This is a genomic window from Mesobacillus subterraneus, from assembly GCF_000934845.1.
GTDB classification, from domain to species: Bacteria; Bacillota; Bacilli; order Bacillales; family Cytobacillaceae; genus Mesobacillus; species Mesobacillus stamsii.
Window position 1 is genome coordinate 1 of record NZ_JXIQ01000078.1, and the last position, 21,961, is coordinate 21,961.

The following is a 21,961-nucleotide window of genomic DNA, read 5'->3' on the forward strand; positions in this document are numbered from 1 at the left end:
TTGTCAAGAAAGCCCCGTTATTTTGACAGGTTTGAGGGTGTAGAGCGAAAAGTTGTCAAGAAACCCCTATTATTTTTACAGGTTTGGGGTGAAATTACTTATTTGGATGGTGATTGGCTCGGTTGCGATCGTAATAGGTTTGAGCGAAGCAAGGGGAGGCTCACCTGTCGCCCCGCGGAAAGCGAGTGTCTGGAGTGGAAATCGATGATCGGCCAAACCAAAAAGGACCGGGCGGTTTTTGCCCGGTTTTTCTCAAATCTGTTTAAAATCTTTCGGTTTTAGCGTATATTATTTATTGGATACGGGTTCTCTGATAGAATTTCCGTGAAATTTTAACCTGAGGAGTGTCGTGATTGGAAAAAGTACTTGTTTTTGGGCATAAAAATCCTGATACAGATACAATCTGCTCGGCGATTGCGTATGCAAACTTAAAGCAAAAGCTAGGTGTCGATGCAGAAGCTGTACGTCTAGGCCAAGTCAATGGGGAAACTCAATTTGCATTAGATTATTTCCACGCGGAAGCGCCTCGTCTTGCTGGCAGGGTTTCTGAAGAAGTGGAGAAGGTCATTCTTGTCGACCATAATGAACGTCAGCAAAGCGCAGAGGATATTGCGAATGTGCAAATAGTAGAAGTCATTGACCATCATCGCGTTGCCAATTTTGAGACAAGCGATCCGCTTTATTTTCGTGTGGAGCCTGTAGGATGCACAGCGACAATCCTGAAAAAGTTATACAAGGAAAACAATATCGAAATTGAAGAGAATATTGCTGGACTGATGCTGTCTGCAATTATTTCCGATTCTTTACTGTTCAAATCTCCAACCTGCACAGATCAGGATGTGGCAGCTGCTCGTGAACTGGCTGAAATAGCAGGGGTGGATGCAGATAAATACGGTCTTGAAATGCTAAAGGCTGGCGCAGATCTTAGCAGCAAAACCATTGAAGAGTTAGTTTCCCTTGATGCGAAGGAATTCCAGATGGGAGATCATAAGGTTGAAATCGCTCAAGTCAATACGGTGGACGTCGATGATGTTCTCTTGCGCAGGGTGGAACTGGAGGATGCATTGATCAAGAAAGTGACTGAAAAGAAACTTGATTTATTCTTGCTGGTCATCACGGACATTTTAACAAATGATTCTGCTGCGATTGCGATTGGGGAAATGGCTTCTGCAGTCGAAGAAGCCTTCGGTGTTACGTTAAAAGACAATACTGCGACACTTAAAGGCATTGTTTCCCGCAAGAAGCAGGTTGTGCCAGTACTGACAAACGTACTGGCAAAATAATAACGCAAAACAAAAAAAACCGTCCTCGCATGGACGGTTTTTTTTGTTTGATTTTTTTGGAAGAAATCATTGCAAGCAATTTCCGCTTGCAGCCTTACCGATCGGCCCTTTCCATATCCTTTGAGGTGAAATAGCCTGGAAGGATTTCATCAATTGTTGTTTCCTTTACATCACCATTCAGGTTTGATAGGTAAATTTTCGTATCCTTAGTCGCAAATTCGGCAATAACCTGGCGGCAGGCACCGCAAGGCGAAACCGGACCTTGCGTATCTGCAACTACTGCAATTGCCTTGATTTCGGTGTCTCCTTCAGAAACGGCTTTGAAAATGGCAGTTCTTTCGGCACAATTTGTCAGTCCGAAAGAGGCATTTTCAATATTGCAGCCGAGATACACTTTCTCATTGCTTGTAATAATCGCAGCCCCAACCTGAAACTTAGAGTATGGAACGTATGCCTTGCTTCTTGCATCGATAGCTAGGTTAATAAGCGTTTTTTTATCCATCACTCAGCCCCCCAATTGTCTGTTTGTTGCTTAGTATGAAGAGTCTGATGATAAGCCGTTAACAATTGCAATTCCAGAGCTTGCGCCAATTCTTGTTGCGCCAGCTTCGATCATTTTTTGTGCATCTTCAAGGCTTCTCACGCCACCAGATGCCTTCACGCCGATCTCTGGGCCGACTATTTTTCTCATCAAACGGATGTCCTCCACAGTTGCTCCGCCGGTTGAGAAGCCTGTAGAGGTCTTGACGAAATCCGCCCCAGCACGAACAGAGAGCTTGCAAGCCATTTCTTTTTCCTCGTCAGTCAGCAGACATGTTTCGATAATTACCTTAGTCAATGCTTTGCCCTTCGCTGCGGCTACAACTGCTTTGATATCTTGTTCAACAAAGTCATACTGCTTATCCTTCAAAGCACCAATATTGATGACCATATCTACTTCCGTTGCCCCATTTTCAATCGCATTTTTCGTTTCAAATGCTTTTGTTTCAGAAGTCGTCGCTCCAAGCGGGAAGCCAATGACGGTGCAAACTTTTACTCCATCCGCCTCCTTCAGGATTTCAGCAGCCGTCTTTACCCATGTAGGATTAACACATACAGAAGCAAATTGATATTCCTTTGCCTCCTCTGCCAATTTTACAATCTCTGTTTCCGTTGCATTTGCTTTAAGCGATGTGTGATCGATCATCCTCGCTAAATCATTCGTCATGCTCAACATACCCTTTCCTGTAAAAATATCGACGCTTTTTTCTATCAAAGTTATTGTGTGATACTTACTTGAATAATATATCAGGCGCGGGAACATATGTAAATTTCGTAATAAACATATGTAGAAACAACAAACTGCCTGCCTCGTTTATGATACAAATACCAAATCCTTAGGGTATTTCGTTAAAATTTCGATTCCATCTTCGGTGATGACTACATCATCCTCTATTCTTACGCCCGCTACACCTGGTACATAAATTCCTGGTTCAGCAGTGAATACCATCCCTGCTTCCATTAGTAAAGGATTCGAGCCTGTCAAGGATGGATACTCGTGGACGCTGACTCCGAGTCCGTGGCCGAGGCGGTGCGGGAAGTAGTTGCCGTATCCAGCTTCTTCGATTACTTTCCGTGCAGCAATGTCAACCTCTGAGCAGGATACCCCGGTACGAGCAGTTTCTAAAGCTTTCAATTGGGCTTTCAACACAGTGTGATAGATGTCTTCCTGTTGTTTTTTGATTTCGCCGTAGGCAACGGTCCTGGTAATGTCAGAGCAGTAGCCATCAACCACGACGCCAAGGTCGAACAAGACGAGGTCACCCTTTTGGATTTTCGTCAGCCCTGGTGTGCCATGTGGTGCTGCGGCATTTTTACCAGTAAGGACCATTGTTGAAAAGGACATTTCTGTAACGCCTTTTTTCTTTAATTCATACTCAATGGAAGCGAGAACTTCCAGCTCGGTTTTGCCTTCCTTGATTTCACTGACTCCTGTCTCAATTGCAAAATCAGCCAGCTCACATGCTTTTCGAATCAATTGCAATTCTGTTTCTGTTTTCACCATTCGCATCCGGCGCAGTTTTTCCTCTGCTGAAACGAATGCAACATTGCCTAAAAGTCCGGCAAGCTTTTCATAACGCTCGACATTCAGCTGTTCCTTCTCGATTGCCATTTTCTTCAATGCATGGACACGCTTTTTCATTGCATGGATGGAAAGTTCCATTGAATCATCCGTATCACTGTAACCGATCATTTCTAGCTCCCATCCGGCGTTTTTGGCGTTTTCCCTATCCATTGCCGGGCAAATCATGAAAGGTTCAGCATCCTGGAACACAACAACAGCCAGCAGCCTTTCGTGTGGATCGCTTAAAAAACCGCTCAAATAAAATACATTGTCGGGAGATGTGATAAAAGTGACATCAACATCATTGTCCTTCATCCAATCGGCTAACGCGGTCAATCTTTCTGTCATAGCTATTCCTCCTCCATAGGTACACACTTTGAGAGTAGCAATTACTAGAGAAAAAGTAAAACTTTTAACGGATGGGGTTGTCGAAGCAGGACATTTCCAAAAGGTGTTGAAATTAGGTAATATTAGGGGGGAAAAAGCCTAGACTGGAAGGAGCAGGATTATGAAAGTTTCTTATCACGGCCACTCTGTTGTAAAAATGGAAACGAATGGTACAACCATCTTGATTGATCCATTCATCACAGGAAATCATTTGACTGATCTGAAGCTGGAGGATGTGAAACCAGATGTGATCATCCTCACCCATGCACATGGAGACCATCTAGGAGATACGGTTGAACTGGCGAAAAAACATGACTCGCTTGTAATTGCTAATTTCGAAGTAGCTACCTATTTAAGCTGGAAGGACTTAAGAACCCATGGCATGTCGATTGGCGGAGCTTATGAATTTGAGTTTGGTAAGGTCAAAATGACCCAGGCCTTTCATGGAACCGGAATAATCACTGAAAACAATGAAATCATCTATGGTGGCATGCCTGCGGGAATCCTGTTCATGGCAGAAGGAAAAACCGTGTACCACGCAGGTGACACTGGTCTATTTTCGGATATGAAGTTAATTGGAAAGAGGCATCCAATTGACCTTGCATTCTTACCGATCGGCGACAATTTTACAATGGGACCGGAGGATGCCGCACTGGCAGCAGAATTCCTCGGTGCAAAGCAAGTGGTACCGATCCACTTCAATACATTCCCGCCAATCAAGCAGGATCCGCATGCATTTGTGAGATTGTTGAAAAACAATCAAGGCAGAGTCCTCGAGATAGGAGAAGTAATCGATTTATAATCAGAAAGGCTGCACAAAATTTGTGCAGCCTTTCTGATTCTTGCTGCTTTTTTTGAACCCGTAAGCATAAATATGTAGTAAGACAACCTATTAGGAGGGGAAGTATGAAGAATAACCGTTATTTATTGTATTTGCTGTTATGCGGTGTGATGCTTTACATCGCATTGCCTGAGCTCAATCTACAGGCGGGAGGAACGGAAGCTCTATTTGCAGGCTCATGGCTGTTTCTTGCGCTGCTAGTTTTTGCCGGAAATCTGTCCGCTTTTTTATACGCTTCGCAAAGGAAGATCCGAACAGGAAACCAGAAAATGGAAAGCGTTCAGAAAAGAAAATCACGTTCCTACACTGGCTGAGTTCGTTCACAAAAATTTCTTTTTTACCCGGATCGTTCCTCAAAATTAACTCTTGGACCCTAAGACAATTGAATCAAGCCCTTTAAAACCTTATAATGAAGAATGGATAGAACTGCATGGAACGGAAAAATATCATAAAGGGTGAAGGTCTTGGCAACTAAGCATGAACAAATACTTCAATATATAGACGAATTGCCAATAGGGGAAAAAATTTCGGTACGCCAAATCGCCAAGGCGCTTAACGTAAGCGAAGGAACAGCATACAGAGCCATAAAGGAAGCGGAAAACAAAGGATATGTCAGCACGATTGAACGTGTCGGCACCATCAGGATTGAACGGAAAAAGAAAGAGAACATCGAGAAGCTCACCTTTGCAGAAGTGGTGAATATCGTCGATGGGCAGGTCCTCGGGGGCCGCGCTGGTCTTCATAAAACATTGAATAAATTTGTCATTGGCGCCATGAAACTGGAGGCGATGATGCGCTATACAGGTGCGGGAAATTTACTGATCGTCGGAAACCGCGATAATGCGCACGAGCTTGCGCTAAAAGCCGGAGCAGCTGTCTTGGTAACAGGCGGTTTTGACGCTTTGGACCATGTCAAAAAGCTGGCAGATGAATTACAGCTGCCAATTATCTCAAGCAGTTATGATTCCTTCACAGTCGCAACCATGATCAATCGTGCTATTTATGATCAACTGATCAAAAAAGAAATCATTCTTGTTGAGGATATTCTTACCCCGGTAGGAGAAACAGTTTTTCTCAAAGCGAATGATACTGTTTCAGATTGGTATCGTCATAAGGACGAAACGCTGCACAGCCGTTTTCCTGTCGTTGATCACAATATGAAAGTGATCGGGATGATTACCTCGAAGGATGTCATGGGGCATGAACAGGATACCTTGATTGAGAAAATAATGACGAAAAATCCGATGACCGTCAGCGGATTGACAAGTGTTGCTTCATCTGCCCATATGATGGTATGGGAAGGGATTGAGGTATTGCCGGTTGTTGATGACGGGAACAAGCTTCAAGGCATCGTCAGCAGACAAGACGTGTTGAAGGCGCTTCAGATGGTACAGCGCCAGCCGCAGGTAGGAGAGACGCTGGATGATACGGTGACAAGCCAAATGGTCCTGACAAAAGGAAAAACAAAGGATGCAGACAGTTTTCGCTGCCAGGTGACTCCGCAGATGACGAACCACATCGGGACGATTTCCTATGGTGTTTTTACAACCATCGTAACAGAAGCGGCCAACCGTGTGCTGCGAGGGTATAAAAAAGGAGATCTGGTCGTCGAAAACATGACGATCTATTTTATCAAGCCTGTACAAATGGACAGTGTCATCGAAATCTACCCGAAGGTGCTCGAGGTAGGGAGAAAGTTTGGGAAGGTCGACATTGAAGTCTTCAATGAAGATGTGTTAGTTGGGAAGGCGATGATGATGTGCCAGCTGATTGACAGGCATTAATAGAATGAAAAAACCGGTCCAAGGCAGGATCCGGTTTTTTTAACGGTAATTTTCCTTAGCTTCCTGAATGGCATGTGGAAGGTAGAATTTATAGGCTTTGATTCCGCCCCATACACTCAATATTCCGATGACAATGAAGATCGAACCAACAATGTAGGTGACAGTCGTCGGGAACAGGAATAACTGATTCATCCCGAATAACGCAATGAAAAGTCCAAGGGCAATGCTGGATTTTGCAGAAAGCCAGCTTCGTTCAGCAGGTCTTTTACTGCGGACATATTTAATCTTGTAAAAGATATAAAAGACGAAAGAAAGAACGATTAATAATACGAGCAAAGGCATTGCAATTCCTCCAAATTCAATAATCCATTTTATTTTACAGCTTATCAAAGAAGATTGCCAATCATAAGGAGAAAATCTGCCAATAGATGTTCATACTTTTCTTTTCCAAAAAATATGTTCATAATTGAGATAGGAAAAAAGGTGAAGGAGCATTTTGATGAAAGAGAAAATATTTGAGGCAATTGAAAATTATCAGACCATCATTATCCACCGCCACGTCCGGCCAGACCCTGATGCATATGGTTCACAGGGAGGACTTGCGGAAATTTTGAAGACCTCCTATCCAGAAAAGAATATTTACACCGTTGGCGCAGAGGAACCTTCCCTTCATTACCTGAGGAGGCTAGACTCCGTGCAGGATGAAATTTTTAAAGGGGCTCTTGTCATTGTTTGTGACACCGCAAATGCCGAGCGGATTTGTGATGAGCGTTATCGCCTAGGGGAACAGCTTGTGAAAATGGACCACCATCCGAATGAAGATCCATATGGGGATCTTCAGTGGGTGGATACTTCTGCAAGTTCTACGAGTGAAATGATTTATGAATTTTTTCTAACTTTCAAGAATCGGGGACTTAGGATGTCTGATGAAGCGGCCAGATTGCTATATGCCGGAATTGTCGGCGACACAGGCAGATTCCTTTATCCAAGCACGACCAATAAAACATTTGCCTATGCCGGAGAATTGATCCATTACAATTTTTCACGTACAGAGCTATATGACAGAATGTATGAGCTTCCACCGAATGTGGTGAAGCTCAACGGATACATCCTTCAAAACTTTGAGCTGCTCGAAAACGGTGCAGCGAAGGTTGAAATGAAACAGGAATTGCTGAACAAATATGCTGTAAAGCCTTCAGAAGCATCGTTGCTTGTTAGTGAACTCGGCAATGTAGCGGGAATAAAAGCATGGGTGTTCTTTATCGAAGAAGAGGACCAAATTCGTGTGCGCCTCCGCTCTAAAGGCCCTGTCATCAATACGATTGCCAGAAAATATCATGGCGGCGGTCATCCGCTCGCCGCTGGAGCATCGATCTACTCATGGGATGAAGTCGACCGTGTCCTGGAAGACCTTATCGAAGCCTGCAGAGAATGATAAAAAGGTGCGTCTCTTCGAAACGCACCTTTCTTACTGAAAAAAAATAACCAAAACCAGTTCATTCCAGAGTAATTTCTACCAAAATGCTTACTGAAGTATAAATGACCATGGACTTGATTTTCAGTTTGTAGTGTTTATCGCCGATTCCAATTGATTTGTTTTCAATCACTCTTGTAATTAGTTCCCGGCTTTGAAAAACAGAATCGAGGTCTTTTGCAAGAAGCATATTTAATTGGCCTTGCATTTCCTCTTCCATTTCGTAGATGCTTAGGGTATCTAACTGTTTATACTTTTTCGCATTGACAATTTTCACTTTAATCTCCTGCACGGTTAACTTTTCCTGGTTTTTTTTGTTTAACTCTTCATAATCCTCCATCCAAATTTCAATGTCACTTTTCAAATCAGCGATTTCCTTTTTTTGCTTCTCGATCGTTTTCGCGTGGATTTCCATCCATTCACCATTTAAATATAAAAATAAGATCCAGCTGACGAGTGCACCAATTGCTGCACCGGAAAAAAATCGCTGCCATTCTGGTCTTCGATAATATGGAGGGATCCTCATGTTAGATATGCTCCTGTGTCAGCCAGTCAATAAGAAGAGCCCCAGTCTGAGCGCCGCCTATGGCAGTGAGGATCAATAGAAACTGTTTGAAAATATCCTTTGTTTCCCCGTGAAAAAGTCCTTTTTCAAAGCTGTAGACTGTATCAAACGTGCCACCAATTGCCGCGATGATGGCCCAAATTCGGATCGAGCTGGAGAAGCGGGCGATTTCCGTCATTAACGGCTGTCCTGTTAAAAAAGAGGCCAATCCTCCGATTAAAGAGCCGCCAAGCAAAACACCTAGCGCAATGAAATATGCTTCAAACAACCCCGGAATAAATGGCTGGTTCATTGTTTTCACCCTCGTATTAAATCGATTTTTTGCTTGTACTTCACTATATGGACAATCCGTCGTCAATATGTGTAAAGTTACGTAAAACAAAGGAGAACATATTTTCTTTTTTTCCTGAAAAGATTATAATGAATGAGATAAATCTTATCTTTAAAGGGTGTGAGAGAAATGCCGTTTATTCACCTCCATGTCTATAGTGCATTCACCCTGCTCACCAGTACCGCCACTGTCGAGCAGCTTGTCCGCGATGCAAAGGCAAAAGGCTTTTCCGCACTCGCACTGACCGATCATAATGTGATGTATGGATCGGTTGCGTTTTATAAAGAATGCCTGAAGCATTCGATTAAGCCATTGTTGGGCTTAACAGTTGATGTCGTCAGTTCCTCTTTGGAAAATGAATCCTTCCCGCTTGTTCTCCTTGCGAAAAACAATCTTGGCTTCCAGAATCTGATTAAAATTTCAAGTGCTGTTCAGACAAAATCCCCCGCGGGAATTCCGATAAAGTGGCTGAAGCATTATGCCGCCGGACTATTTGCGATGACACCAGGTAAAATCGGTGAAATCGAATATTATTTGGCAAATGGAGAAAGAGAAAAAGCAGCAATTACTGTGGATTCTTATAAACAAATTTTTGGGAAGGAAAACTTTTATCTGGCGATACAGGACCATGGCCTCCCAGGTCAGAGAGAGCTGATAAAACAGCTGAACGATCTAGGGTCAGATACCAATACGCCATTGGCAGCTTCCAATCAGGTGCATTATTTGGAAAAAGAGGATTCTTTTGCCCACGAGTGCCTGCTTGCGATCAAGAATGGGGACAAACTCCAAGATGATGGTCGAGAAAAGCTTGGCAGCAGCGAATTTTACTTGAAAACAGCAAAAGAAATGACTGAGCTGTTATCAGAGTATCCAGAAGCCTTGGAAAACACCTTAAAAATGGCTGAAGAGTGCAATGTGATGCTTGACTTTGGTACGAGACATTTGCCGAAATTTCCGGTCACTACGGGAAAAAGTGCTGATGAAATGTTGGAGGAGCTTTGTTTTCATGGACTGGAAAAACGGTACGGAAAACCATCGCGGCAGCATGTAGAAAGACTTGAATATGAACTATCGATCATTAAAAAAATGAACTTCAGCGATTACTTCCTGATTGTCTGGGATTTTATTAAATATTCAAGGGAAAAGGGGATTTTGATCGGCCCTGGACGTGGTTCGGCAGCCGGGTCGATTGTATCCTATGTGCTGTTCATTACCGATGCGGATCCGATTGAACATAATCTCCTCTTTGAAAGATTTCTAAATCCGGAGAGGATATCAATGCCCGACATCGATATCGACTTTCCTGATAATCGCCGGGATGAGGTAATAGAATATGTTGCGGCAAAATACGGGGAACTTCATGTCGCACAGATTGCTACTTTTGGTACGCTTGCTGCCAAGGCAGCGGTCAGGGATGTAGGGCGCGTTTTCGGTTTGAATACAAAGGAACTCGACCGGCTCTCCAGGCTAGTTCCATCCCGATTGGGAATTACTTTGAAGGATGCAATCAGTGAATCAGACGGGCTCAAGGAATTTATAAAAGAAACTTCTAAAAATAAACGAATTCTTGAAACGGCAATGAAACTAGAGGGCTTGCCGCGCCATACGTCCACACATGCTGCAGGAGTTGTCATAAGCGAACAACCGCTTACCAATATTGTACCGATCCAAACAGGTCAGTCGAAAGTGTTCCTGACTCAATATTCAATGGACCATCTGGAAGAATTGGGATTATTGAAAATGGATTTCCTTGGTTTGCGGAATCTGACATTAATTGATTCGATCCTTCGCTCGATCCGGCTGAAAACAGGCCAAAAGCTTCGAGTCCAGGATATTCCGGGTGAAGATACCGAAACGTTTCAATTGCTTGGCAGGGGACAGACGACAGGAATTTTCCAGCTTGAATCTGAAGGAATGCGAAAAGTGCTGACAAGGCTTGCGCCAACCCGCTTTGAAGACATTGTCGCCGTCAATGCACTTTATCGTCCTGGTCCAATGGAGAATATTCCACTGTTCATTGATCGCAAGCACGGAAGACAGCCGATCGACTATTATCATCAGGACCTTGAATCCATTTTGCGCAATACATATGGTGTCATCGTATACCAGGAGCAAATTATTCAAATTGCCTCCAAGATGGCTGGTTTCTCTCTCGGAGAAGCGGATTTGCTGCGAAGGGCGGTATCCAAGAAAAAGAAGGAGGTCCTTGCAAGCGAACGGGAACATTTTGTGACTGGCGCGTTAAGGAAGGGGTACGATCACCAGACTGCGGAGCTTGTCTATGAACTGATCATCCGTTTCGCAAATTATGGCTTCAACCGCAGTCATGCCGTAGCGTACAGCATGATTACCTATCAGCTGGCCTACCTCAAAACCCATTATCCGCTTTACTTTATGGCGGCTCTTTTAACATCTGCTATTGGCAACGATGCAAAAATCGCCCAGTATGCAAGGGAACTGCAACAAATGGAAATTAAGCTCAAGCCGCCATCTATCAATAAAAGCGCATTTGGCTTTGAGCCGGAAGGAGATAGTGTTCGATACAGCCTGGCAGGAATCAAAGGGCTGGGAATCGCGTCGCTCAAGGAAATATTCCTGGCGAGAAGAAACGGGCAGTTCAAGGATATCTTTGACTTCTGCATTCGTGTGCCGCATAAGGCTGCAACAAGAAAAGTGCTGGAAGTCCTAATCTACTCTGGAGCTTTCGATGAATTTGGCAAGGATCGCGCCGTCCTTTTAGCAACCATTGATGTGGCGATTGAACACGCACAGCTAGTAGCACCCGATGACTCCGGCCAGATCGATATGTTTACAGAAGCAGAATTCTCCTTGAAGCCAAAGTATATCGAGGTGGACCCAATGCGAATAGAAGACAGGCTCAGGCTTGAAAAAGAGGTGCTCGGTGTATATCTCTCCAGGCATCCTGTTTCCATCCATGAGAAAGAATTCGAGGAAGCCGGGGTGAAAAAGATTGCATCGAAGGCCCCCGGAAACAAAATAAGGCTCGGGGTCTATCTAACAGAACAAAAGAAAATCCGTACAAAAAAAGGAGAATTAATGGCCTTCCTGACTCTTAGTGACGCAAGCGGTGAAACAGAAGCGGTTGTATTCCCGGCAGTTTACAAGCAATTTGGACATGTTCTGAAACAAGGAGGAATATTGCTGCTGGAAGGAAAGTTTGAGGAACGGGATGGGAGGAGTCAATTTATCGTGCATCAAGTGCTTGATCTTGAAGCAGCAGCAGCACCACCAAACGGGCAGGAAAAGACGGTTTTGTACTTGCGGATCGCAAAAGGAGCGGGCAGCAACGACCGAATAGATGAACTGAAAGCTTTATTGAAAATACATCACGGGACAGTGCCGGTTATTGTGTATAACGAAGAGACCGGGAAATCCGTGCTGTTACCAAATGAATTCAATGTGAGCACAGAGCTGAGAAGTGTGAACGAATTTAAGAAAGTCTTGGGGAATCAGAACGTTATTCTGAAAAATTAGTTCTTTATCAAGCAGAGCAGATGTGTTATATTTGGAAAAGGATGCGTGGTCAGACCACTAAAATAGGAAGTGTTCGTAAATAATCAGGCTGTTCGCCTATATTGTTGCTGTTGATCTCTCGTATTTTTCACCGTAGAGAATCAAGCTGTAGTACGGGATAGGATGAATGCAATGATCGTGTCGCAGAGAGCCCAAAAATGAGGAGTGGACCTGAGTTGACTTTACGTGAAGAAGCTTTGCACATGCACCGTGTGAATAAAGGGAAATTAGAGTCGAAATCGAAAGTTCCTGTCATGAATGCTAGAGATTTAAGCCTTGCCTATTCTCCGGGAGTTGCAGAGCCTTGCAAGGAGATATATGATAAGCCGGAAACAGTTTATGATTATACTATGAAGGGCAATATGGTGGCAATTGTATCCGATGGGACTGCTGTCTTAGGGCTTGGCAATATTGGTCCGGAAGCCGCACTTCCTGTAATGGAAGGAAAGGCAGTCTTGTTCAAAAGCTTTGCTGGTGTCGATGCATTTCCCATTTGTTTAAATACAACGGATGTAGATAAAATTGTAGAAACCGTGAAGCTCCTTGAACCGACATTTGGCGGCGTGAACCTGGAGGATATAGCTGCACCAAACTGTTTTGCAATTGAAGAACGTTTGAAAAAAGAGACGAATATCCCTGTATTCCATGATGACCAGCATGGAACTGCAATAGTCACCGCGGCAGGGCTCGTCAATGCGCTGAAAATTGTCGGGAAAAAAATGAATGAAATCAAGGTGGTTGCGAACGGAGCGGGAGCGGCTGGCATTGCCATCATCAAGCTACTATACTCATACGGAGTCCGTGACATCATCATGTGTGATACAAAAGGCGCGATTTACGAAGGACGCTCGAACGGCATGAATTCCATCAAGGAAGAAGTGGCGAAATTCACTAACCGCGACAATGTAAAAGGCTCGCTGGCTGATGCAATCAAAGGGGCAGATGTGTTCATTGGCGTTTCAGTAGCTGGAGCACTGACGGCAGAAATGGTTCAGACGATGAATCCTGATTCCATCATTTTTGCGATGGCCAATCCAGTGCCGGAAATCATGCCGGACGAAGCGAAGGATGCCGGTGCAGCGGTCATAGGTACTGGCCGCTCTGATTTCCCGAACCAGGTGAATAATGTTCTTGCCTTCCCTGGAATCTTCCGCGGAGCATTGGACGCAAGGGCAACCCATATCAATGAAAAAATGAAAGTGGCAGCTGTACAGGCAATTGCAGGCCTAATTGAGGAATCAGAGCTATCCAGCGATTATGTGATCCCTGGTCCATTCGATCCGCGGGTAGCGCCGGCTGTTGCTGCAGCTGTTGCAAAAGCGGCGATGGAAACCGGAGTTGCTCGAATCAAGGTCGATCCTCAGGAGGTCAAGGAGCGTACTGAACGCCTTGCATTGATCGGAAAAGGTGAGTGATGGAGTGGAACAGCCTGAAAAAAACACGAAAGTATATGTGGAAATAGTCAGGCAGCTCAGGGATATGATTAATAAAGGCGGCATGAAGCCCGGGGATAAAATCCCCTCCGAACGTGAACTTTCAGAGCGCCTAAATGCTGGGCGCTCTTCTGTTCGCGAAGCGTTGCGGGCTTTAGAGCTTCTAGGGCTGATTGAGACGAGAAGGGGAGAAGGAACCTTCATCAGGGATTTCCGCGGCAACCAGCTAGTCCAATTATTAAGCACCTTTATCCTGCAAGATAAAAAAGCCAAAGATGATGTGGTCGAAACAAAAAGCATGATCGAAGCAGATTGTTTGCTTTTGGCAGCTGAAAAGATTCAGGACGAAGACATCAAAAGATTAAAAATCTTGATAGATGACGATCATTTTGAAGACGAGGAATTTTTTAGGAAAATGGCTAAACTTGCTGATAATCACCTTTTTTATCGAATTTGGTGTATATTAAACGATTATTACAAGGCACTTGAGATGAAAACAAGCAAAGCTGAAAAGGCGCAATACCATTTGCTGGTAGATGCCCTTGTTACAAAAAACGGAGAACTGATTTTGAATAGGCATCGTATCTTACGGAATATGTCGATGAAATGACGACAGAAAGCAACATCTTTTGAAGGCAGGCTGTTTTATACTTGTGGATATGCCTAGGATGCCAGTTTCTCATTCTTTTTGGCTGTGGTGGCCTGACCACCGTTGGGCAGTACATTCAGAATAGAAAGAATAAGCAGAAGCAGTTCCTAACAAATGGAGAATAGTACAAATCAACCAGTATGATTCGGAGGGGGTTACATATTGCTTAAGGAACTTTTTACGAAAACGAAAACAAAACCGAAAAAGTACGCAACCATTCCTTCTAAAGCGGCGAAGCAGGATGTTCCTGAAGGAATCATGACCAAATGCCCGAACTGCAAAAAAATCTTGTATACAAAAGAACTAAACAAGAACTACAAAGTATGCACACAATGCGAGTATCATTTCCAGATGAATTCAGCTGAACGAATTAATAGTTTCTTGGATTTCGAAAGCTTTCGGGAACTGGACCGGGAGATGGTTTCAGGCAATCCGCTCGACTTCCCCGGGTACGAAGAAAAACTCGAACAAGACCGCAAAAAAACAGGATTGAATGAGGCAGTAGTTACTGGCATAGGCACCGTAAAAGGATATGAAGCTGCGATCGCGATCATGGATGCCCATTTTAGAATGGGGAGCATGGGATCAGTGGTAGGCGAAAAGATTACAAGAGCGATTGAGAAGGCTGATGAATTGTCCATCCCATTCATTATCTTTACCGCGTCAGGTGGAGCAAGGATGCAGGAGGGTGTATTGAGTCTGATGCAAATGGCGAAAACAAGCGTTGCGCTAAAAAGATTCAGCGATCACGGCGGATTGATCATCTCTGTTATGACGCATCCTACCACAGGAGGAGTTTCTGCAAGCTTTGCCAGTCTTGGAGATTACAATTTCGCCGAACCTGGAGCGCTGATTGGCTTTGCTGGCCGAAGGATTATTGAACAGACAATTCGAGAAGAACTGCCGGAAGACTTTCAGACAGCAGAATTTTTGCTAAAGCAAGGGCAGCTCGATGCTGTGATTTCGAGAGTTGATATGAAGGAAAAGATTGCAGCAATACTTGACATTCATCAGCCAGGAGGGACGTTCGAATGGCAGGAGAACTAGAATTTGAGAAACCGGTAGTGGAATTAAGAAAGAAAATCAGTGAGCTTAAGGAATACATGAAAAATACCGACGTGGATCTAACATCTGAAATCGATAAGCTTGAGGCCAGACTGCAAAAGCTTGAAACAGAAATATATGGGAACATGAAACCGTGGGAACGGGTACAGATAGCTCGTCATCCTAATCGCCCAACAACACTTGAATACATCTCGTTGCTGTTCACAGACTTTTTCGAATGTCATGGGGACAGAACTTTTGGAGATGACGAAGCAATTGTTGGTGGGATCGCCAAGTTCCACGGCTATCCAATAACGGTTATTGGCCATCAGCGCGGCAAAGATACGAAGGAGAATATACGCCGGAACTTTGGCATGCCCCATCCGGAGGGTTATCGGAAAGCACTGCGTTTGATGAAGCAGGCTGAAAAATTCCGGCGGCCGATCATTTCGTTCATTGATACAAAAGGCGCTTACCCTGGAAAAGCGGCAGAAGAAAGAGGACAGAGCGAAGCAATTGCCCGCAATCTGTTCGAAATGGCTGGCCTGAGGGTTCCGGTCATCTGTGTCGTCATTGGCGAAGGCGGAAGTGGTGGAGCACTGGCGCTCGGAGTTGGAAATTATATTCACATGCTGGAGAACTCGACCTATTCAGTCATCTCTCCTGAAGGCGCAGCAGCGCTCCTTTGGAAGGATTCCTCGTTGGCGAAGAAAGCAGCTGAAACGATGAAAATCACCGCTCCCGACCTTAAAGGACTGGGAATTATAGATGAAATCATTCCAGAAGTAAAGGGTGGAGCGCATAAAGATTTGCAGCAGCAAGCAAAGTATATCGATAAAATTTTAATAGACTCCATGTCAAAGCTGCAAGTGCTAGATGAAGAGACATTGTTGAACCAGCGATATGAGAAATATAAACGAATTGGCGAGTTTTCGTTTCCAACCGAACGGATCGGGGTAAAATAAAACGTGCGAAAGTGCACGTTTTATTTTTTAAAGTAACCTCATAAAAAAAGCGCTTGCAATTACATGATAATTCCAACTTATTGTCAATATGGAGGATTCTATTGAGATAGCGCCCCCATACATGTTATTTTAGAAATATTCCCGGGTATTCTGGTTTATAATAAGAGATGCTAACAGGATAACCAGTAATTAGTTTGAGTGATGTTTTTCCAGTTTCGTTGCTGTTTCTTCATGTTATTCAGGAAGGAACGATTGGAAAAGCAGCAAAGTACATAGATAATACCGAATGAGGTGAATGAAAATGAAAAGAATTGGAGTTTTAACGAGTGGCGGGGATGCACCTGGAATGAATGCTGCGATTCGTGCTGTAGTAAGAAAAGGGATTTTTCATGATATCGAGGTTTATGGTGTAATTGGTGGGTATGCTGGATTGATGAAGGGAAAGATCGAAAAACTGGAGCTTGGTTCAGTTGGTGACATTATCCATCGTGGCGGAACATTCCTTTATTCAGCACGCAGTGAAGAATTCAAAACGAAAGAAGGTCAGCAAAAAGGAATCGAACAACTGAAAAAATTCGGCATTGACGGTCTGGTCGTCATTGGCGGTGACGGATCCTACCGGGGAGCAAAGGCTTTGACCGAACAAGGTTTCCCTTGTGTTGGCGTTCCAGGTACCATTGATAATGATATTCCTGGCACAGAGTTTACCATTGGCTTTGATACTGCACTCAACACAGTAATTGATGCGATCGACAAAATCCGCGATACTGCATCATCACATGAAAGAACGTTTGTCGTGGAAGTAATGGGACGCAATGCAGGAGATATTGCCTTGTGGGCAGGTTTAGCAGGCGGAGCTGAAACGATCCTAATACCAGAAGACCATTATGATATGACTGATATTGCTAACCGGCTTAAAAAAGGACATGAACGAGGCAAGAAACACAGCATTATTGTTGTGGCTGAAGGCGTCGTAAGCGGCTATGAATTTGCGAAGCAATTAAAGGAAGAGACAGATTTCGATACAAGGGTTACGGTTCTCGGACATGTCCAGCGTGGAGGGTCCCCAACTGCATTTGATCGGGTACTCGCGAGCCGTCTTGGCGCACGTGCAGTGGAGCTGCTTATAGAAGGAAAAGGCGGACGAGCTGTTGGGATGGAAAAGAATCAGCTAGTGGATTATGACATTATTGAAGCACTAGGAAAAGAACACACGCTTGACATGAACTTATATAAATTATCACAAGAGCTTTCTATTTAATTGCTTTTCAGTAAACCAGGAGGTGGCAATCTATGCGTAAAACGAAAATTGTTTGTACGATTGGTCCCGCAAGTGAAAGTGTAGAAAAATTAACTCAATTGATTGAAGCTGGAATGAATGTATCTCGCTTGAATTTCTCGCATGGAAATCACGAAGAACATGCTGCGCGTATCAAAAATATCAGAGTGGCTGCAGAAAAAACAGGGAAAAAGATAGGCATCCTTCTCGATACGAAAGGCCCTGAAATCCGCACTAACGATATGGAAAATGGTGCGGTTGAATTAAAAACAGGTCAGGAATGCATCATTTCCATGAACGAAGTTTTAGGAACATCGGAGAAATTCTCTGTAACATATGACCAGCTAATTGACGATGTCCATCCAGGGGCAAAAATTCTCCTAGATGACGGCTTGATTGGGCTGGAAGTAACCAGCATCGACAAGGAAGAAAATCAAATTAAAACAAAAGTTCTAAATGCTGGGATTCTTAAAAACAAAAAGGGTGTGAATGTGCCTGGTGTTTCGGTAAACCTTCCGGGAATTACCGAGAAGGATAGGAAAGATATTCTATTCGGTATTGAGCAGGGGGTAGACTTCATTGCAGCATCATTTGTCCGTCGCGCAACGGATGTATTGGAAATCCGCCAGTTTTTGGAAGAAAACAATGGATCGTACATCCAAATCATCCCTAAGATTGAGAATCAAGAAGGCGTTGATAACATCAACGAAATTCTAGAAGTTTCTGATGGCCTCATGGTGGCGCGTGGAGATCTTGGAGTGGAGATTCCTGCAGAAGAGGTACCACTTGTTCAAAAAGATTTGATCAAAAAATGCAATACACAAGGAAAGCCGGTTATTACTGCTACACAGATGCTAGATTCTATGCAGCGCAACCCGCGCCCGACCCGTGCGGAGGCCAGCGACGTGGCGAATGCAATTTTCGATGGAAGTGACGCCATCATGCTCTCAGGCGAAACAGCAGCTGGACAATACCCTGTAGAAGCTGTACAAACCATGCATAATATTGCTTCACGTGCAGAAAGTGCATTAAATCATAAGGAATTGCTGTCATTGCGCAGCAAAGAGACAGAACACAATATTACCGATGCGATCGGACAATCGGTTGCGCATACAGCACTTAACCTAGAAGTGAATGCGATCATTACTCCAACCGAAAGTGGTCACACTGCACGGATGATTTCAAAGTATCGCCCAAAGGCACCGATCATCGCGGTTACATCTAACGATCATGTTGTCCGTCGCCTTGCGCTTGTATGGGGAGTATATCCTCAGCTAGGGCAAAAGGCAGAAACGACGGATGAAATGCTTGCGAGTGCCGTTGAAGAAAGTGTCAATTGCGGACATGTTTCCCATGGAGACCTCGTAGTCATTACTGCAGGTGTTCCAGTAGGAGAAGCTGGGACAACCAATTTGATGAAAATCCATGTAGTCGGCGGTATCTTGGCAAAAGCACAAGGGATTGGCCGCAAGTCTGCATACGGACGAGTAGTCTTAGCAAAAGATGCACAAGAAGCCATCAGCAAGGTAAAACAAGGCAGTATTCTTGTTACAATTGGTTCTGACCGCGACATGGTGCCTGCGCTTGAAAAGTGCAGTGCATTAATCACGCAAGAGGGCGGTTTGACAAGCCACGCAGCTGTAGTCGGACTAAATCTAGGCATCCCAGTTATCGTCGGAGTGGAGAATGCAATGACTCTGTTTAATGACGGTCAGGAAATCACCGTTGATTCTGCAAGAGGTGTCATTTACAAAGGCCACGCAAGCGTACTTTAAAAAGATAAGATAAAAGGATGGAGGCATGCTCTCCATCCTTTTATTGTTAAGGCATGTGTGAAGTCATAAAACCAAATAAGTTGTGTTCTGCTCAATTCGGCACATATAATAAAAGAGAAAGACACGCAATCTCCTAACAAATTGAGGTGTAACATGAAATATATTTTTTTGATTTTAGTGATAGTTCCGGCTGCAGAAATTGGGATACTCATGTTTTCCGGACAGACCATTGGCATTCCGGCGACGATCGTTCTCATTCTCTTGACTGGATTCCTTGGAGCTTTTCTAGCGAAGCAACAAGGCTTGGAAACCATCAGAAAAACACAGGAAATAGTAAGGAGAGGGATGATGCCAGGAGATGTGATTTTGGATGGAATCAGCATCTTAACTGGAGGAATCCTCCTTCTGACGCCTGGGTTTATCACTGATATTCTAGGGTTCTTGCTCCTGGCTCCTCCTACCAGAAAGTTTTTCAAAGCTTTGATGCTGAAACAGTTCCGTAACTGGATTGATAAAGGAACCATCAAAGTAATCCGCTGACTTTATAACGCCAACTTTTGATGGTTGGCGTTTTGTATGCTGTTTTAGATGCAAAGGAACCGGGATCAGAGGATAGTCAGCAAAATCCACTGTCATTTAATGATTTCTTTTCCTTTTATGAATGTCCATACATCGTGAAAAACGTTCGCACGCTGCAGGGTGTTGATGACAACCAAGATGACTGGACCGACAATCAGACCGAGAAAGCCAATGGTTTTAAATCCTACAAATAGAGCGATCAAAGTGGCGAGCGGATCAAGGCCGATGCTGGAAGATAAAATTTTCGGCTCCATGACCTGCCTTTGGACAAGCACCACAATATATAAAACGCCCAAACCAATTGCGGAAGCGGTGTCACCTGCAATTGCTTCATAGATGATCCATGGAACAAAGACAACTCCCGTGCCAAGATAGGGAACAATATCGACAATCCCGGCAACAAGGGCAATCGTGATCGCATAATCGACACGAAGGATCAGCAAGCCAATCAGGATGATAACTGTAGTAAGTGATACAAGGGTAGCCTGAGCCTTTATGAATCCAAATAACGCCTTTTTTAAATCGATAAACACCGTACGGCTGCTTGTTCTTGCTCGTTTTGGCAGCAGCTTATTACTGATTGCTGACAATCTGTACCAGTCTTTGCTGATGAAAAAAGTTCCCAATAAGGAGAAAATGAGAATGGTAGCTGCATTAGGGAACCATGTAAGGATATTCGGGATTTTTTCGAAAAAATTCTTAATGAAATTGCCTGCTGTCGTCCCAATGTTGGCGCCGACACTTTGAATATTGTTCATAATCGTGTCCTGCTGACCTGTATCAAGGCTTTGGAACATTCCTGCCAGTTGGTTATAGAGTGGAATGAGCTGCGCAGCAAATAAGTGCTCTATGTAATTAATCAGGGTAACAAGGTGTTCAGGAACAACGTTTGCGAGATATTCAGCTCCGGAAGCAATTTCGACAATGAGCAATGTAATCAGCCCCGCAAACAAAGATAGGATTAAGACAAGGACAATGATCACTGCCAGTGATCTCGGCATTTTCAGCCGTTCCTGAAAAAAGTTGACCATTGGATTCATCATAAATGCAATCAGGAACCCAATGATAAATGGATAAGTGACTTTTGAGACAAAAAACAACGCAAATATTCCTGCGATAATCACGCTGATGACCAGGAAAAAGCGCAGGGTTCGATGAAGATAGATGGGATTCAAGCAGGTTCCTCCTTTTGGAATCGCCATTCTGACAGGATCAATCTTATTGACTAACTTGCAAGTCGTGGCGGTGTTCCTGAAATGTTATGCTGCAACAATATACAGTCTGTCTATAAAAAAGATTCGCCTTTCTTCTGATAATTCCTTTAAAAACCTCAAGTAGCTGAACAATAAATAAGGGAATACGAACAAGTTTCTGTGGAATATAGTAGAAAATGGAAAAGTGGAAGAGTCTTATTTATAATTATGTTAAAATAGTTTTAACCGTGGAAGGATGACAAATTGATGTTTCAACCTTTGATATTTCTACTGACTTTGCTGGTGATTGCCTTCGCGGCCAAAAATCAATCATTAATCATTGCCGTGCTGGTCCTTCTGGTGATGAAGCTTGCCGGTGTAGAAGCAAAAACATTTTCGTTTATCCAGGGAAAGGGGATTAACTGGGGAGTGACGGTCATCACCATAGCTGTGTTAGCCCCGATTGCTAGCGGTGATATCGGCTTCAAGGATTTATCTGGCGCGTTCAAATCTTCATATGCATGGATAGCTCTTCTTTCGGGAATGGCAGTTGCGCTGCTTGCAAAAGGCGGTGTGACTTTGCTGGCGGAAGATCCCCATATCACAACTGCGCTCGTCCTAGGCACGATTTTGGCGGTTTCCATTTTTAAAGGAGTAGCCGTTGGTCCGCTGATAGGTGCAGGGATTGCCTACGCCGCAATGAAAATCTTTGATCTTTTTAAATAGCCTTTTTTTAAAATA

21 protein-coding genes are annotated in these 21,961 nt (G+C 43.9%); 14 read left to right on the forward strand and 7 right to left on the reverse strand.

The genetic code is table 11. From position 1 onward, the window contains the following. Positions 1–353 precede the first annotated feature (353 nt). Positions 354–1,283, forward strand: a complete 930-nt coding sequence (locus tag UB32_RS09870; protein WP_044393367.1) for a manganese-dependent inorganic pyrophosphatase — start codon at positions 354–356, stop codon at positions 1,281–1,283. Between the two features lie 94 nt (positions 1,284–1,377). On the opposite strand, the gene UB32_RS09875 is transcribed toward UB32_RS09870, so the two are convergent. From UB32_RS09875 to UB32_RS09885, 3 genes are all read right to left on the reverse strand, one after another. Beyond that, positions 1,378–1,785, reverse strand: a complete 408-nt coding sequence (locus UB32_RS09875; RefSeq protein ID WP_044393369.1) for a cytidine deaminase — start codon at positions 1,783–1,785, stop codon at positions 1,378–1,380. 30 nt (positions 1,786–1,815) lie between these two features. Further along, positions 1,816–2,490, reverse strand: coding sequence for a deoxyribose-phosphate aldolase (gene deoC / locus UB32_RS09880; RefSeq protein WP_044393371.1), 675 nt, complete (start codon positions 2,488–2,490; stop codon positions 1,816–1,818). A 147-nt stretch (positions 2,491–2,637) separates the two neighbouring features. After that, positions 2,638–3,735, reverse strand: coding sequence for a M24 family metallopeptidase (locus UB32_RS09885; RefSeq protein WP_044393373.1), 1,098 nt, complete (start codon positions 3,733–3,735; stop codon positions 2,638–2,640). 160 nt (positions 3,736–3,895) lie between these two features. Here UB32_RS09885 and UB32_RS09890 point away from each other — a divergent pair, with 160 nt between their 5' ends. The 3 genes from UB32_RS09890 to UB32_RS09900 all read left to right on the forward strand — a co-directional run bounded on the left by UB32_RS09890 (position 3,896) and on the right by UB32_RS09900 (position 6,399). Beyond that, entirely contained in the window at positions 3,896–4,576 is a 681-nt protein-coding gene (locus tag UB32_RS09890; protein WP_044393375.1) for a metal-dependent hydrolase, read from the forward strand. A 104-nt stretch (positions 4,577–4,680) separates the two neighbouring features. Continuing rightward, entirely contained in the window at positions 4,681–4,929 is a 249-nt protein-coding gene (locus UB32_RS09895) for a hypothetical protein (RefSeq protein WP_044393377.1), read from the forward strand. Positions 4,930–5,079: 150 nt separating this feature from the next. Further along, on the forward strand, positions 5,080–6,399 hold the full coding sequence (locus tag UB32_RS09900; protein WP_044393379.1) for a CBS domain-containing protein: 1,320 nt from the start codon (positions 5,080–5,082) through the stop codon (positions 6,397–6,399). Positions 6,400–6,438: 39 nt separating this feature from the next. Here UB32_RS09900 and UB32_RS09905 read toward each other — a convergent pair whose 3' ends face one another. Further along, positions 6,439–6,741, reverse strand: a complete 303-nt coding sequence (locus tag UB32_RS09905) for a YtpI family protein (protein ID WP_044393381.1) — start codon at positions 6,739–6,741, stop codon at positions 6,439–6,441. 157 nt (positions 6,742–6,898) lie between these two features. Between UB32_RS09905 and UB32_RS09910 the strand changes: the two genes are divergently transcribed. Continuing rightward, positions 6,899–7,834 carry a DHH family phosphoesterase gene (locus UB32_RS09910; protein ID WP_044393383.1) on the forward strand — a complete coding sequence of 312 codons (936 nt, stop codon included), beginning with the start codon at positions 6,899–6,901 and terminating at the stop codon, positions 7,832–7,834. Positions 7,835–7,895: 61 nt separating this feature from the next. On the opposite strand, the gene ytrI is transcribed toward UB32_RS09910, so the two are convergent. After that, positions 7,896–8,399, reverse strand: a complete 504-nt coding sequence (ytrI, locus tag UB32_RS09915; RefSeq protein ID WP_044393385.1) for a sporulation membrane protein YtrI — start codon at positions 8,397–8,399, stop codon at positions 7,896–7,898. Between the two features lies 1 nt (position 8,400). Further along, complete coding sequence (locus tag UB32_RS09920) at positions 8,401–8,730, reverse strand: YtrH family sporulation protein (protein ID WP_044393387.1); 330 nt, start codon at positions 8,728–8,730, stop codon at positions 8,401–8,403. 168 nt (positions 8,731–8,898) lie between these two features. On the opposite strand from UB32_RS09920, the gene dnaE reads away from it, so the two are divergent. The 8 genes from dnaE (at position 8,899) to UB32_RS09960 (ending at position 19,988) form a co-directional block, all read left to right on the forward strand. Further along, complete coding sequence (gene dnaE / locus UB32_RS09925) at positions 8,899–12,264, forward strand: DNA polymerase III subunit alpha (RefSeq protein ID WP_044393389.1); 3,366 nt, start codon at positions 8,899–8,901, stop codon at positions 12,262–12,264. 215 nt (positions 12,265–12,479) lie between these two features. Next, positions 12,480–13,718, forward strand: coding sequence for an NAD(P)-dependent malic enzyme (locus UB32_RS09930; protein WP_044393391.1), 1,239 nt, complete (start codon positions 12,480–12,482; stop codon positions 13,716–13,718). A 64-nt stretch (positions 13,719–13,782) separates the two neighbouring features. Then, positions 13,783–14,346, forward strand: coding sequence for a FadR/GntR family transcriptional regulator (locus tag UB32_RS09935; RefSeq protein ID WP_044393478.1), 564 nt, complete (start codon positions 13,783–13,785; stop codon positions 14,344–14,346). 201 nt (positions 14,347–14,547) lie between these two features. Continuing rightward, entirely contained in the window at positions 14,548–15,432 is an 885-nt protein-coding gene (gene accD / locus UB32_RS09940; RefSeq protein ID WP_044393392.1) for an acetyl-CoA carboxylase, carboxyltransferase subunit beta, read from the forward strand. Continuing rightward, positions 15,417–16,394, forward strand: a complete 978-nt coding sequence (gene accA, locus UB32_RS09945) for an acetyl-CoA carboxylase carboxyl transferase subunit alpha (protein WP_044393393.1) — start codon at positions 15,417–15,419, stop codon at positions 16,392–16,394. Before accD ends, accA begins: the two co-directional genes overlap by 16 nt. A gap of 301 nt (positions 16,395–16,695) precedes the next feature. Next, complete coding sequence (gene pfkA, locus UB32_RS09950) at positions 16,696–17,655, forward strand: 6-phosphofructokinase (protein WP_044393395.1); 960 nt, start codon at positions 16,696–16,698, stop codon at positions 17,653–17,655. A gap of 32 nt (positions 17,656–17,687) precedes the next feature. After that, a complete protein-coding gene (gene pyk, locus UB32_RS09955; protein ID WP_044393398.1) occupies positions 17,688–19,448 on the forward strand; it encodes a pyruvate kinase in 1,761 nt (586 codons plus the stop codon). Positions 19,449–19,601: 153 nt separating this feature from the next. Beyond that, the gene (locus tag UB32_RS09960) at positions 19,602–19,988 is read left to right on the forward strand and encodes an FxsA family protein (RefSeq protein WP_044393400.1); all 387 of its coding nucleotides are present in this window, start codon (positions 19,602–19,604) and stop codon (positions 19,986–19,988) included. 92 nt (positions 19,989–20,080) lie between these two features. On the opposite strand, the gene ytvI is transcribed toward UB32_RS09960, so the two are convergent. Beyond that, entirely contained in the window at positions 20,081–21,202 is a 1,122-nt protein-coding gene (gene ytvI, locus UB32_RS09965; RefSeq protein ID WP_044393402.1) for a sporulation integral membrane protein YtvI, read from the reverse strand. A gap of 285 nt (positions 21,203–21,487) precedes the next feature. Between ytvI and UB32_RS09970 the strand changes: the two genes are divergently transcribed. Beyond that, positions 21,488–21,946 carry a DUF441 domain-containing protein gene (locus UB32_RS09970; RefSeq protein WP_044393404.1) on the forward strand — a complete coding sequence of 153 codons (459 nt, stop codon included), beginning with the start codon at positions 21,488–21,490 and terminating at the stop codon, positions 21,944–21,946. Positions 21,947–21,961 lie beyond the last annotated feature (15 nt).